This window comes from Actinoplanes sp. NPDC049802 (genome assembly GCF_040656595.1).
Lineage (GTDB): Bacteria > Actinomycetota > Actinomycetes > Mycobacteriales > Micromonosporaceae > Actinoplanes.
This window is the reverse complement of sequence record NZ_JBFAMR010000125.1, coordinates 1-13,943: the sequence shown is the minus strand read 5'-3', so window position 1 is coordinate 13,943 and position 13,943 is coordinate 1. Positions and strand designations below refer to the sequence as shown.

At 72.5% G+C, this 13,943-nt stretch carries 11 protein-coding genes; 8 read left to right on the top strand and 3 right to left on the bottom strand.

The genetic code is table 11. From position 1 onward, the window contains the following. Window positions 1-238 (bottom strand): helix-turn-helix domain-containing protein (locus AB0I88_RS39495; RefSeq protein ID WP_361037106.1); only part of this gene is annotated, 238 nt, incomplete at its 3' end. A 153-nt stretch (window positions 239-391) separates the two neighbouring features. Between AB0I88_RS39495 and AB0I88_RS39490 the strand changes: the two genes are divergently transcribed. The 7 genes from AB0I88_RS39490 to AB0I88_RS39460 all read left to right on the top strand — a co-directional run bounded on the left by AB0I88_RS39490 (window position 392) and on the right by AB0I88_RS39460 (window position 7,463). Further along, window positions 392-673 carry an acyl carrier protein gene (locus tag AB0I88_RS39490; protein WP_361037104.1) on the top strand — a complete coding sequence of 94 codons (282 nt, stop codon included), beginning with the start codon at window positions 392-394 and terminating at the stop codon, window positions 671-673. A 4-nt stretch (window positions 674-677) separates the two neighbouring features. Continuing rightward, window positions 678-1,490: an alpha/beta hydrolase gene (locus tag AB0I88_RS39485; protein WP_361037102.1), complete on the top strand. Its 813-nt coding sequence runs from the start codon at window positions 678-680 to the stop codon at window positions 1,488-1,490. Then, window positions 1,487-2,632 carry a glycosyltransferase gene (locus tag AB0I88_RS39480; protein ID WP_361037100.1) on the top strand — a complete coding sequence of 382 codons (1,146 nt, stop codon included), beginning with the start codon at window positions 1,487-1,489 and terminating at the stop codon, window positions 2,630-2,632. The genes AB0I88_RS39485 and AB0I88_RS39480 overlap by 4 nt, the downstream gene beginning before the upstream one ends. Next, window positions 2,629-4,602, top strand: coding sequence for a methyltransferase domain-containing protein (locus AB0I88_RS39475; RefSeq protein WP_361037098.1), 1,974 nt, complete (start codon window positions 2,629-2,631; stop codon window positions 4,600-4,602). The genes AB0I88_RS39480 and AB0I88_RS39475 overlap by 4 nt, the downstream gene beginning before the upstream one ends. 38 nt (window positions 4,603-4,640) lie before the next feature. Continuing rightward, complete coding sequence (locus tag AB0I88_RS39470) at window positions 4,641-4,835, top strand: hypothetical protein (protein ID WP_361037096.1); 195 nt, start codon at window positions 4,641-4,643, stop codon at window positions 4,833-4,835. Continuing rightward, window positions 4,832-5,143, top strand: a complete 312-nt coding sequence (locus AB0I88_RS39465) for a hypothetical protein (RefSeq protein WP_361037094.1) — start codon at window positions 4,832-4,834, stop codon at window positions 5,141-5,143. The genes AB0I88_RS39470 and AB0I88_RS39465 overlap by 4 nt, the downstream gene beginning before the upstream one ends. A gap of 310 nt (window positions 5,144-5,453) precedes the next feature. Beyond that, a complete protein-coding gene (locus tag AB0I88_RS39460) occupies window positions 5,454-7,463 on the top strand; it encodes a transglycosylase domain-containing protein (protein ID WP_361037108.1) in 2,010 nt (669 codons plus the stop codon). Window positions 7,464-7,468: 5 nt separating this feature from the next. Here AB0I88_RS39460 and AB0I88_RS39455 read toward each other — a convergent pair whose 3' ends face one another. After that, window positions 7,469-7,981 (bottom strand): GNAT family N-acetyltransferase, encoded by a 513-nt coding sequence (locus AB0I88_RS39455; protein ID WP_361037092.1) that lies wholly within the window; start codon window positions 7,979-7,981, stop codon window positions 7,469-7,471. A gap of 151 nt (window positions 7,982-8,132) precedes the next feature. Next, a complete protein-coding gene (locus AB0I88_RS39450; protein WP_361037090.1) occupies window positions 8,133-9,308 on the bottom strand; it encodes a UDP-N-acetylglucosamine--N-acetylmuramyl-(pentapeptide) pyrophosphoryl-undecaprenol N-acetylglucosamine transferase in 1,176 nt (391 codons plus the stop codon). Window positions 9,309-9,666: 358 nt separating this feature from the next. On the opposite strand from AB0I88_RS39450, the gene AB0I88_RS39445 reads away from it, so the two are divergent. Next, window positions 9,667-13,242, top strand: coding sequence for a hypothetical protein (locus AB0I88_RS39445; RefSeq protein WP_361037088.1), 3,576 nt, complete (start codon window positions 9,667-9,669; stop codon window positions 13,240-13,242). Window positions 13,243-13,943 lie beyond the last annotated feature (701 nt).

Sequence of the window (13,943 nt, the reverse complement as noted above, 5' to 3'; positions counted from 1 at the left end):
ATGACGACCAGGGTGCGGCCGGTGCGGGCCGTCTTGTATTGCAGCATCTCGCGGAACTCGGCCCAGCCGGCGTCGGAGATGGCCTTGGCCAGGCTCCTGTTCTTGACCATGTTCGCGACGGCGAGGTCTTCGCGGCGAGGGTCTTGTTCCAGACCAGGCGCACACACCCGAAGGTGCGGTTCAGCACCGCAGCCTGTTCGGGGGTCGGGTAGGCCCGGCACTTGTACGCCGTACGCATATCGACAGCTTACCGAGAGGATGTCATGAGTCAAGTGTACGCGGGTTTGCTTCCGGACTGCGTCCTCAGACCGTCCCGGCTGCACCGGGCCGCTCCTGACGGAGCCGCCATTCCTCCCCACCCTGAAGGCCGGGGCATCCTTCGGAGGTCTCGGTGACCACCGAAACCGTTCTCGCCGAGATCGGTGACCTGATCCGCCAGGTCCTCGACGGCTACGACATCGACGCCGTGCCGATCACCCCGGACACGTCGTTCGACGCCGACCTGGCCTTCGAGAGCATCGACCTGGTCGTGCTCGGCACCCTGCTCACCGAACGTTACGGCCCCGGCATCGACCTCGCCGGCTTCCTCTCCACCCGCAGCCTCCCGGAGATCATCACGCTGCGGGTCGGCGATCTCGCCGGCTACGTGACGGCCCGGTTGGAACACGCCTGAGCCGATGGCCCACGTCAACAGCAACGGGGTACGCCTGCACGTCCAGCGGCTGCCGTCGAAGGTCGCGGGCGCGCCGCCCATGATCCTCATCCACGGCCTGCTCGACACGATGGCCAGCTACTACTTCAGCATCGCGGCCGCGGTCGCCGGGCTCGGGTTCGACGTCATCGCCTACGACCTGCGCGGCCACGGCCGCAGCGAGAGACCACGACAGGGGTACGGGGTGGACGCCGCCACCGACGACCTGGCCGGGCTGATCGAGGAACTCGGCGTGACCGGCCCGGTGCACCTGATCGGCTTCTCCTGGGGCGGCACCGTCGCCTTCCGGTACGCCCACCGCTTCCCGCACCGGGTCGCCTCCCTGATCGTCATCGAGTCCGAACCGCCGACCGTGGCGTGGGCCGACCGCACCGCCGACGGGCTGCGTGACCTGTCCGCCCACCTCAACGACCCGGAGGAGGTCGCGCGGGCCGAACTCGGGGCTCTCGTTCCGGCCATGGCCCGGCGGCTCACCAGGAAGGCGCGGGAGCTGGCCGTCAGCACCACCCTGGTCGAGGACGTCGTCGACCGTACCGGTCTGGCCGCCGTCTACCCGCCCGGCTGGCTGCGATGCCCGCTGCTGCTGATCGTCGGCGGCGAGTCCCGCCTGCACGCCCGCCTGGACGGCATCGTCGGCCTGCTGCCGCCGTGCGACGTCGTGGTGGTGCCCGGCCACCACCACCAGTTGCTGGCCTTCGCGCCGCAGCAGGTCGCCGCCGCCGTCCTGCCGTGGCTGGCCACCCACCGGACGGCCCGGCCCCCGGCGGTGGTGTCGTGAGCCGGTTCCTCCTCGTGGTGCCGCCGCTCACCGGCCACCTGGCGCCACTGCGGCAGGTCGCGGCACGCCTCGTCACCCGCGGCCACCACGTGGTCTGGGCGGGCGCCGGCCCGTGGCTGCGCGAACACCTCGGCGACGCCGCCACCGTCCACGACTGTGTCCCGCCGTCCTTCCCCGTGGCCGCCCGGCCGCCCGGCCTGCGGGGCGTCGCCGCGTTGCGCTTCCTGGTCGAGGAGTTCCTCCAGCCCCTGGCCGCGGCCATGCTGCCCGGGGTCCGTGCCGCGATCGCCCATCATCGTCCCGACGTGGTGGTCGCCGACCAGCAGACGTGGGCCGGCGCGTACGCGGCCGCCGAAGCCGGACTGCCCTGGGCGACGTCGGCCTCCACCTCGGCGGAACTGTGTGATCCGTACCCGCCGAACGTCCATGACTGGCTGCGCGGCCGTTTCACCCATCAACGGTGGGTGGCCGACCCGCGCATGTCACCGCACCTGATCCTCGCGTTCAGCGTCCCGGCGCTGGCCGGCCCCGCAGGCGCGCCCCCGGCGGTGCGCTGGATCGGCCCCGCCCCACAGGACGACCCCGGGACCTGGACTCCGCCGTGGCCCACCGGCAAACCCCTGGCACTGGTCACGCTCGGTACCCAGTCAACCGGGACAGGCGCCCGTTTCCTGCGGGAGTGCGCCGCGGCCCTGGCCGCCCGCCCCGGGCTGAACGCGGTGATCGCCGACCCCGGCCGGGTGGCCGGGCAGTGTCCCGCCACCATCCACGTGACGCCGTGGGTGCCGCAGCAGGCCGTCCTCCGGCACGCCGCCCTGGTGATCTGTCACGGCGGGCACAACACCGTCACCGAATCGCTGTGGCACGGCCTCCCGCTGGTGGTGGCCCCGATCCGGGACGACCAGACGATCGTCGCCTCGCAGGTGGTGAACGCCGGCGCCGGAGTCCGCCTGCGTTTCGCGCACGCCACCGCGGCCCACATCGGCGCGGCCGTCGACGCCGTTCTCACCGATCCGGGGTACGCCCGCGCGGCGGCCCGGATCCGCGAAGCCTTCCGCGCCGCCGGAGGAGCCGACGAGGCGGCCGCTCATCTGGAATCTCTCGTACCCCGCTCACTTCTGACCCCGGAGGTTCCCCGTTGAACGGGTCGATGCTGCCCGCCGCCGTCACGGCGACCGTGCTCCTACTGGACGCGCTGCGCCTGCGCGCCCGCCTGCGTGCCATCCCGTCCCTCTCGCCGGCACCGGCCCGGGACACCGTCCCCACCCCCGCAGCCGGCGAACCGGCCTACGCGTCCGCCGCCGGTTCGCCGGTCGCCGCCGTGCCGTCGAGCGGATCCGCCGCCGGTTCGCCGGTCGCCGCCGTGCCGTCGTGTGGCGCCTGCGACGGCGGCGCGGCGAGCCGCTTCCTCCTCGTCACCGCAGCCGGGGTCACCGTCGACGAGCGGACGCGGGAGCAGGCCGAGGCCCACGCCGAGCGGGCCGGGCTCACCGTGCTGGACCTCATTCCCGCCGACCTGCCGGTGTCCGAGACGTTCACGCTGTTCCGGCAGGTCGACCCGGCCACCTACGGCAGCGATCCGCTCGTCCCGGGCCGTGGCGCCGGCCACGCCCTGCTGGTCGATCAGGCCCTCGCGGCCCGGGCCGGGATCGAAGCCGGCGGCGGCCACGATCCGGCCACCATGATCCGGCTCACCGACCGGCTGAAGAAGTACGCCACGACCGGCGCCGGCCTGGTCGTGACACCCGCCGTCAAGGCCGTTCCCGCCGACCCGGCGACGCTTCCCGCCCGGCTGCGGGCCTCCGTCGCGTCGGTCAACACCACGCTGGCCGTCCGGCTGTACGGCTATCTGCTCCTGGCCGCCGCGGTCGTCCTCGACCCCGCGTGGGGGCTGCTCGCCCTCGCCGCCTACGCCGCCCAGCCCTACCTGGTGACCGCCGGCACCGCCCTGCGGCCCGCCGACCGGCTCCGGGCCGCCTGCCTGCGCCCGGTCCGCGATCCGCTGCGCTGGTGGCGCGGCGTCCGGGGAACGTGGCGGTCACCGTACGACCGGGAGATGGACGAGCGCCGCGCCCGCGCCCGGACCGGCTACGCCCGGGACCTGGCCGACGGAACCGGCCGCTTCTTCGAACCTCGCCGCGACGACTGCGCCTGGTGCGGTGGCGTCCGGCTGCGGCGCCGTCTCACGTCACCGGACCGGGTGATGGTCAAACCCGGCCTGTTCACCCTCGACCAGTGCGGGGACTGCGGGCACATCTTCCAGAACCCCCGGCTGAACGCCGCCGGCCTGGAGTTCTACTACCGGGACGCCTACGACGGCCTGGGCGAGTCGTTCAGCGAGGCGGTCTTCACCACCGGCGGCCGCTCCTACCGCGGCCGTGTCGACATGGTCCGAGCCCACGCCACCCCGCGCACCTGGCTGGACGTCGGCACCGGCTGGGGCCACTTCTGCCGGTACGCGGCCCGGGAGTTCCCCGACACCGTCTTCGACGGCCTGGACATGGGCGACGGTGTCCTCGAAGCCCAGCGCCGCGGCTGGGTCGGCACCGCCCACCAGGGCATGTTCCCCGAGATGGCGGACCGTCTCACCGGCCGGTACGACGTCGTCAGCATGCACCACTACCTGGAGCACACGCTGGAGCCACGGGCCGAGATCGAGGCGGCGGCCCGGGTCCTGCGGCCCGGCGGTCACCTGCTCATCGAGGTGCCCAACCCACGGTTCCGTCCGGCCCGGGTGCTGCGCAGCCTGTGGATGCCGTACTTCCAGCCGCAGCACCTGAACCTGATCCCGCTGCCCCGCCTGATGGAGGCGGTGGCCGCCCGGGGGCTGACCGTGGTCGCCACCGACACCGGCCGGGCCCATCAGGCGCGTGACCTGTCCCGGGCCGTCCTGCTGTGGGTGAACAGCCACAGCCCCGACCCGGACCGTCCCTGGTCGGACCGCCCACCGACCCGCTGGACCCGGCTCCGCAACACGGCGGCCTGGACCGCGACCGTCCCGGTGCTGGTCCTCGCCGCGCTCCTGGACCAGGTGCTCGACGCGGTGATCGCCCCGACGAAGGGCGGCAACTGTTACCGCCTGCTGGCCCGCAAACCCGGCCCGGCCACCTGACGCGTCAGCCGCTCGCCCTGGTGGAGGCGTCGCCGCCCGTGCGCGGGAGCGCCTTACGGTCCGAACGCTACGGCATCATCCAGTGGGACCATCCCGCGTGCGCGGGGAGCAGCTGGGTCGCCTCGGTGATCCGCGAGCGGCTGATGGCCGACGCCGCGAAACAGATCGGCGCGTATGAGGCCGCGCACGCCGACGAGGAGTACGAGCTGGCCCGGCTGACGGGCGACGCGTGAGCTTACGGCGCGGCCTGGTCTACCGGGTGCCTCCGGTGGACCGTGAGTTCCTGGTGATCAGCATCGACACACTCAACGAGCAGGGCACGGCCATCGTCGTCGAGGTCACCGATGACAAGGCCTGGTCCGACTCGCGCAACCTGCTCGCCGTCCCCTTCGGCCCCGACGACCTGCCCGCCGGGCGCTCCGCCCTGGCCTGGCGTGTCAACCACCTCAGCGCCGCCCGGCTGACCGACCAGGTGGGCGGCGTCGGCGGGGGTACCCTCAACCGCGTCATCCACGCCACCAAGGCCGCCATCGGGGCCTGAGCACGACGAAACGCCTCCTCGGCCCGACCTCTCATCGGGGCGGGGCCGGTTTCACGCTCCGGGACGAGGAGCCGCACCCCGGATCCGGCGGAACGGCGCAGGTCACCGGACAGACCTGGGTCAAACATCTGGTTACCTGGTGTGACGAAGGTCGCTTGCCGTGTGACTGGCGATCACTCTGGTTAACCTGGTTCGAGTGACTGGCAAGACTCTTGGTGAACATCGAACCGCCCGCAGCGCCGGCGTACTCGCGATATGTGGCCTGCTCGCGGGCCTGGCCGTCGCGTCCGCGACCTTCCCGGCGGTGGCCATGGCCGGCCTCGCCGCCAAGGCCGGGTCCGAGGAGTTGCAGGAACTGCCCACCGAGCTGATCGAGCAGTCGTCACCGCAGGTAACCAGGGTCTATGCGTCCGACGGCAAGACCCAGATCGCGCTGATGTATGACGAGTTCCGCAGCGACGTGCCGCTCGCGAAGGTCTCCCAGAACATGCAGGACGCGATCATCGCCGCCGAGGACCACAAGTTCTTCGAGCACAACGGCGTCGACCTGAAAGGTGTGGCCCGGGCGTTCGTCAACAACAACCAGGGCGGCGGCAAACAGGGCGCCTCCACCCTGACGATGCAGTACGTGCGGATGGCGCTGGCCTACTCGGCGACCGACCCGCAGCAGGTGGTCGACGCCACCAAGGACTCCGTGCAGCGCAAGCTGTCCGAGATGAAGTTCGCCGTCCAGGTCGAGAAGCAGCTCACCAAGCAGCAGATCCTGGAGCGCTATCTGAACATGGCGCCGTTCGGCAACGGCGCCTACGGGATCAGCGCGGCGAGCCAGGTCTACTTCGGCAAGTCACCGGCCGGCCTGTCGGTGGCCGAGTCGGCGCTGCTGGCCGGCATGGTGAAGGCGCCGACCGCGTTCGACCCGACCACCGCCACCGGCCATCCGCAGGCGGTGGACCGGCGCGACTACATCATCGGCAACATGCTGGAGCTCAACCAGATCACCGCCGCCGAGGCCACCGCCGCCAAGAAGGTGAAGGTGCCGAGGACCGCGACCCGCCCGTCGCGCGGCTGCGTGTCGGTGGCGAAGAACCATTGGGGCTTCTTCTGCGACTACTTCTACCGGTGGTGGCAGAGCCAGAGCGCCTTCGGCGAGACGGCGTACGACCGGGAGCGCCTGCTGAAGAACGGCGGCTACCGGATCGTCACCACCCTGGACCTGGACGCCCAGTCGGACGCCCGCCGGGAGATCACCGAGCGGCAGAGCGACGACGACCGGAACGCGCTGATGCTGGCCGCCGTCGAGCCGGGCACCGGCGCGGTCCGGGCGCTGGCCGCGAACCGTAAATACCGGATCGACGACGCGGACGATCCGCGCAACGAGCTGTCCTCGAACCCGGCCCTGGCGCGCAAGGGCATCCGCGGCACCTACCCGAACACCACGAATCCGATCATCACCGGCAGCGCGGACGTGCCCGGCTACCAGGCCGGCTCGGTGTTCAAGATGTTCACCATGGTGGCCGCCCTGGAGAACGGCAAGGAGCTGGACACCACCATCTACTCGCCGCGGCGCTACAAGTCCGGCTACCTGGACTCGTCGCCGGAGTCGTGCGACGGCTACTACTGCCCGAGCAACGCCTCGGCGAGCGAGTCCGGCGACTTCAACATGTGGACCGCGTTCGGCAGGTCGGTGAACACCTACTTCGTCCCACTGCAGGAGCAGGTCGGCGCGGAGAAGGTGGTGGACGTGGCGAAACGGTTCGGTGTGCGGTTCCGCTCCTCCGACGACGCCACCCGCGCCAACGACCCGGACCAGGCCCACGAGTGGGGCGCGTTCACGCTCGGTGTCTCGGCGTCCACCCCGCTGGACATCGCCAACGCCTACGCCACCCTGGCCGCGGACGGCCGGTACTGCACGCCCACGCCGATCGAGAGCATCACCACCGCCGACGGCACCAAGCTCGACGCCGGCCGGCCGGACTGCACGAAGGCGACCAGCAAGGAGGTGGCCCGCAAGGCGCTCGACGCGGCCCGCTGCCCGGTCGGCGACCGCGCCCAGCTCGGAGACTGCGCCGGCGCGACGGCCCCGCAGGTGCGTGACGTGGTCGGTCACCCGGTGTTCGGCAAGACCGGCACCACCGACAACGACAAGACCGCCGCCCTGGTGGTCGGCACCCGTTCGCTCGTGGTGGCCGGCTATCTGGCCAACCCGGACTGGGCCGGGCACACCGACCGGATGTCACACGGCATCGTCAACCCGGCGGTGTACGAGACGCTCGCCGACTACATGGAAGGCAAGCCGGAGGAGGATTTTCCCACCCCGTGACCGCCTCACTCCAGCCTGCGGCACATCCGCAGGCTGGAGATGTGGTCGTCGACCCGGGAGAGGGCGGCCCGGACGGTGTCGACCGGCTGGAAGCCACGGGCCCGGTAGAAGCCGATGCCCGCCCGGTCGCCGAGGAACACCGACACCCACAGCTCGGTGCCGCCCGCCGTCCGGACCTGCTCGGTGATCCGGTCCAGCAGCAGAGTGCCCAGACCCCGGCCCCGCTGCGAGTCGTCCAGGTGGATCCGGGACAGCTCGCCGGCGGCCGGGCCGGTCATCCCGCCGCCCGCCGCGCCGAGGACCCGGCCGTCCTCCTCGACCACCTGGTAGCCGAACCAGCCGGGCGGCGCGGGCGCGATCTCCTTCGCGACGCGCGCCTCGCTGTAGAACTCGACGACGCTGCGCTCGATGTAGCCCTCGGGCAGCAGCTCACGGTAGGCGTTTCGATACCCACCGGAACAGATCGCGGCGATGCGGGTGGCATCGGCATCGACGGCGGGACGGACGACTGCGGTCAACGATGATCCAGGCACGCCGCAACATTAGGCCCCGTTCAGGCGGACCCCAACGATCTCGTACGCGAGTGGCGCCCGCGTCCGGCGGCAACCGCGACGAATCCGGCCTTTCGCGCGCAGCCCGAGCACCACACTCCCCGGTCCGCAGCGCCGGTCAGCGGCCGGCCTGGGCGGCCACGGTGAGGATCTCGGTGACCACGTGCTGGGCGGCGCCGGGCCGCCCGTGCGTGGCGGCGGCCCGGCCCATGGCGGCCCGCCGGTGCGGCTCGGCGAGCAGCCCGGCGACCTCCGCGTGCAGCAGTTCCGGCACGGCCGTGTCGCCGTCGAGCATGACGGCGGCACCCTGCTCGGCCAGGTGACAGGCGGTGATGCGCTGCTCGTCGCCGGCCGAGTGCGGGTAGGGGATGAGCACGCACACCTTGCCGAGCGCGGTCAGTTCGGCGACCGTCCCGGCGCCGCTGCGGGCCACCACCACACTCGCCGCGGCGATCACGTCGGGCAGCTCCTCGTGGATGAACTCGACGAGCCGGTAGCGCTGCGCGAGATGCGGCGGCAGCTGCCGGGCGACCTCCTGCATCTCGGCGAACCCGTGACTGCCGCACTGGTGCACGATCTGGCAGTGCGGCAGCAGCCCGGCCAGCGCGCCGGTGAGCATCCGGTTGACCTGTTGCGCGCCGGTCGCGCCGCCGGTCACCAGTACGACGGGAAGGGCGGGGTCCAGCCCGTACGCCGCGAGGCCCTTCTCCGGATCGCCCTGCAGCATGGCCGAGCGCACCGGGTTGCCGGTGACGACCGCACGCTTGCGGGCCCGCTGCGGCAGATGGCCGAGGGACGCCTCGTGGCTGAGCAGGATCCGGTCGGCGAACCGGGCCAGGATCCGGTTGGCCAGCCCGACGGCGAGAGTCTGCTCGTGCATGAGGTACGGCACCCGCAGGCAGCGGGCCGCGAGCCCGATCGGCACCGACACGTACCCGCCGGTGCTGAACACCACGGTCGGCCGGGTGCGGGCGACGGTGAACACGGCCTGGAGGACACCGAGCGGGATCCGGAACGCGTCCACGACGTTGCGGGCCAGCTCACGCGGGTTCGGTGAGCGCCGCAGCTTGCCGGTGGTGACCGTCTTGAACGGGATCCCGTTACGCTCCGCGATCCGCGCTTCGAGTCCGTCGGCGACGCCGACCCAGAGCAGCTCGGGTGCGGTGCCGGTCTCGGCGAGGCGGGCCTGGAGGGTGTCGATGGTGGTGAGGGCAGGGTAGGTGTGCCCGCCGGTGCCACCACCGGTGACGATCATGCGGAACTTCTGCAGGCGCTGGGTGCTGTAGAGAGACATCAGGCCGCCTACCCTATGCGACACCGCCGAGCATGGCACGGTACAGGTCGGCCGGGGCCGGGGGGCTGAGTGGCCGGGTGTCCGGCATCGGCGGTCAGGGCGCCCCCGATCGCCTCGCCGCCGACGGACCAGGTCCACCGAAGGCGGCGTATGCCGTGCCGGAAACACGACATCACCCCACCGGGCGGGCGCGGATCCGGAAGACTCCTCGCACGGCTTCGCTGTGGCGACTATCAAGATCCATGGTACGGCACAGGCGAGCTGTGGAAGCGAACGACAACAGCGTCCCGGGATCGGCCCGGTGGTGACGGACAGCCCGGCCGGACCCGGACGTCATCCGGAAAGTCGCGTCGTCAACGTGGACGGCGCCGATGCGAGAGTCGTGGAGGCGGCGGTGCACCCTCACCCGGAAACCCCGACCGGGTACGTGTTGCAGGTCAGGCGGCTGGCACCGGAGTCGCTGCTGGGCCGCGAAGAGGAACTGGCCGAACTCGCCAGATTCTGCACCGAGGACGAAGTCGCCTGCCACTACAGGTGGTACGAGGCCGACGCCTGGGCCGGGAAGACAGCCTTCCTGTCGCACTTCGTGACGAACCCGCCGCCCGGAACCCGGGTGGTGTCCTTCTTCATCACCGCCCCGCTGGGCGGGCAGAGCAACCGGCACGCGTTCCGCGACACGGTCATGGAGCAGTTGGCGGTCCTGCTCCGCCGTTCGTCGCAGGCGTGGCCGCCGGAGACGACCCGGGATGTGCATCTGCTCAGCATGCTCGTCGAGGCCGCGGCACAGTGCCGCCGCAACGGGACCCGTCTGGTTCTGGTGGTGGACGGACTGGACGAGGACACCACCGTCGGCGGGCACGGCATCGCCGGCCTGTTGCCCGTCGACTCGCTCGACGCCGCCGATGCCGGATTGCGGATCGTGGTCGCCGGCCGGCCGGGCCGGGCCGGCGAGAGCGACCCGCATACGGCGCATCCGCCGCGCAACCGCGACAACGTGCTGAGCCTGACCGCGTCGCCGCACGCAGCCGTGATGCGTGAAGTCGCGGAGCGTGACCTGAAAGCGTGCCTGAACGGCGATCCGCTCATTCGGGCCGTCCTCGAGCTGATCACCGCGGCCGGAGGCGGCCTGTCCGAGGAGGAACTGGCCGAACTGACCGGGCGGCCGCCGACCGAGATCGTCGATCACCTGAGGACCGTCGCCGGGCGCACGTTCGCCCGGCGCCCCAGCGGATGGCCGTCCAGCCGAGAGGTGTACGTGCTCTGTCACGACGGCATTCGAGGACTGGCGGAATCGAGGATCGGCGAGGATCGGCTGGAGGCCTCTCGGGACAGGCTGCACGAGTGGGCGGACGAGTACCGCGACAAGCGCTGGCCGGAAGAGACGCCAGAATACCTGCTACGCCAGTATCTCCACCTGCTGGCCGCCCGCGGTGATGTCGACCGGTTGTTCGCTCTGGCCATCGACCCGAAACGACCGGAACGGATGCGCATCCGCAGCGGCAGCGACTCGGCCGCGCTCAACGAGATCGCCATCGCTCACAGCATCGTCGCCGAGGAGTGGAAACCCGATCTGCTCCCGCTGGGCCGCCTGTCGATGCATCGCGGCGAACTGACATCCCGGAACTGCGCGATCCCCGCCGGTCTGATCGCCGTCTGGGTGCGGCTCGGGCAACCGGCCCGTGCCGAGTCCCTCGCCCGCGGCGTCGTCGGCGCGGCGAGACAGGGGCGGGCGCTGGTCACGCTGGCCGGGGCGGTGGCCACCTCCGGCGACCTGGACGAGGCCGAGAGGATCGCCCTCGGCGTCAAGCAGCCCCATCGGGACGCGGACGCCCTGTGCGCGGTCGCCGTGGCGATGGCCACCTCGGGCGCCGTCGACCGGGCCGAGGCGCTCACCGGCGCCATCCGCGATTCGTACGATCGTGCGGTGGTGCTGGCCGCCGTGGCCGAAGCGGTGGCCGCCGGCGGCGACCTGGACCGGGCCGCGACGATCGCCCGCGGCGTCACCCATCGATATCAGCGGGTGCGGGCGCTGGCGGCGGTGGCCACGGCCGGCGCCGCCCGAGACATCGAGCGGGCCGGTCTGCTCGCCGCCGAGGCCCGGACGACCGCCGAGCAGATCGCCAACAAGCCGGGCCAGTCGGCGCAGGCGCTGGTAGCCGTTGTCGGGGCGGTGGCCGCCACCGGCGGCGTCAGCCGGGCCGTGGAGATCGCCGGCACCGTCGCCGTCGCACACCGGCGGGCCGAAGCACTGATCACCATCGCCGCCGTGGCGGCCGCCGTCGGTGACATCGAGCGTGCCAGGGGACTCGCCGGCGACGCCGCGGAGATCGCCGTCGCCGTCCCCGACAAGGGCCGGCGGACACAGACCCTGATCGCCGTCGCCGCGGCGATGGCCACCTTCGGCGACATCGACCGGGCCGTGGAGATCGCCGGCACCGTGACCAGCCCACACCGGCGGGCGGAAGCGCTGACCGCCGTCGCCACGGCCACGGCGGCCGGGGGCGACACCGGCCGGGCCCGGGCGATCCTCCCCACCGACGTGGACCGCACTCGCCGGGAGCGGGCCCTTGCCGCGGTGGCCACGGCGGCAGCCACCGCGGGCGACATCGACGGGGCCGACGCCATCGCCCGCGCCGTCACGGTTCCGGCCCAGCGGGCGGAGGCCCTGGCCGCGGTCGCCGGGGCGCTGGCCGCCGAGGGCCACGGACAGCGGGCCCTGGAGGTGGCCGTCGACGCCGAGAACGCGGCCCGGAGCACGACGGATCCCGTCCAGCGGATACCGGCGCTGCTGGCTCTGTCCACCGCGTCGGCCGCCGCGGGCGACCCGGCCACGGCCACCTTGATCGCCGACCGAGTCAGGTCCCTGACTCGCGACGTCGACGACGCGAACCAGCGTGCCCGGACGCTGGTCGCCGTGGCGCGCGCGATGGCCGCGGCCGGCAAGACCGACGGGGCGAAGGCGATCGCCGAGGGCTTCCGGCGTCCGGTTCAGCACGCCCACGCTTTGATCGCGATCACCGAGGCGCTGGCCGGCGCCGGCCGCACGGACGAGGCCGCCCGGACGGCGGCCGACGCCGAGGCGGCCGCCCACGACATCGAGGACCCCGACCAGCGGGCGGATGCGCTGGTCGAGCTGGTCCGGGTGGTGGCCTTCGCGGGCGGCACCGACGAGGCGAGAAGAATCGGCGGCACCATCTCCGGCCCGCATCAGCGGGTGGAGGCGCTGGCGGCGGTCGCCGAGGCGCTGGCCGGGGCCCGCCGTGGGGTCGAGGCCGAGGCGCTGGCCGGGGCCCGCCGTGGAGTCGAGGCCGAAGGGCTGGCCGGGGCCTGCCGTGGGGTCGAGGCCGAAGGGCTGGCCGCCGGGGCCGCACGGTTGGCCGCCGAGGGCGCACGGTTGGCCGACGAGGCCGCACGGTTGGCCGACGAGGCCGAGGTGGCCGCGGACACGATCACCGATCCGGAGCGGCAGGACCGGGCGCTGATCGCGGCAGCCCGGGCGAGGGCCGCCGCCGGTGACCTCGAGCGGGCCGAGAACATCGCCCGCAGATGCCCGAACCAGCAGCGGCTGGCGCTGCGGGTGGCCGCCGCGGCGGCCGCCGGCGCCGGCCATGTCGAGTGGGCCGAAACGACCGTCGGTACCGGCCAAAGACCGGAGCAGCGGGATCTGGGCCGGGTCGAGGTGGCGGCAGGGGCGGCCGCCGCGCGACACCTCAAACCGGCGGAGAACATCGCGGAATCCGTCACCGACCCGGAGTTGAAGGCACAGGCGCTGGTCGCGGTCGCCCGGCACAGCGACGACGAGAAGTTCTTCACCCTGGTGATCAAGGCTCTCGAAATCGGCTCGTGGCTCGCGCCCCTGCCGGTGCTGGCGGAGAAGCAGCCGGCGGTCGTCGCGGGGCTCGTCGCCGAGTACTGGCGCCTGTGGCATGCGTGAACGACACCGCCGCACGAGTGCCGGGCCGCGGCGGGCGGCGCGCGAAGGCGCTGGGTTCCCGGCTGGCTGCCGGGGTTGTCTCAGCGAGCGTGGGACGGCGCTGATCTGCTGGCTTATCAATAAAGGCCCGCTACCAGCGCATGTCCGGTCCGGCCCTATTTTGCCAGGCCTCACGACGCGGGTGCCGGGTAGCCGAAACCGGACCTGGATCAGGGATTCGATGACCGGCGACGGCGATCGGCGACGGCGACGGCGACGGCGATCGGCGATGGCGGCGGCGGTCGGCGATCGGCGATGGCGGCGGCGGTCGGCGATCGGCGATGGCGGCGGCGGTCGGCGGCGGTCGGCGGCGGTCGGCGGTCCAAGACCGGTGAAGATCCGTCCGCTGCGGCGGTTGCACATGTAGACGAGACGGTATGGCGTGAACGGTGGTGCTCGTCGCTGGGCAAGATCGGGGAAGCGACTCGGCCGGCCGCGGTGGCTCCTCGGCGATCGCCGTTGACGCTGTCCCTGGACTCCAGCGTTGTGGCATCGGCCGGCAGCCACTCGGAACCACCGCCACGTTCACCGGCTGGCCACGCATGCAGAGACGAGTCCCCGTCCGGGGGTGCCGACCTGGTCCGGGAAGCGATCCTTGACGATCGACGGCAGCAGCACGTTGACCAGCGCGATGCCGGCCAGCGCCACGGCGCTGAACAGCA

What these genes read in the sequence shown, in the direction of transcription:
- AB0I88_RS39460 (WP_361037108.1), top strand. Translation starts at nt 5,454, where the DNA reads ATGGCCGGCCTCGCCGCCAAGGCCGGGTCCGAGGAGTTGCAGGAACTG.
- AB0I88_RS39485 (WP_361037102.1), top strand. Translation starts at nt 678, where the DNA reads ATGGCCCACGTCAACAGCAACGGGGTACGCCTGCACGTCCAGCGGCTG.
- AB0I88_RS39450 (WP_361037090.1), bottom strand. Translation starts at nt 9,308, where the DNA reads ATGTCTCTCTACAGCACCCAGCGCCTGCAGAAGTTCCGCATGATCGTC.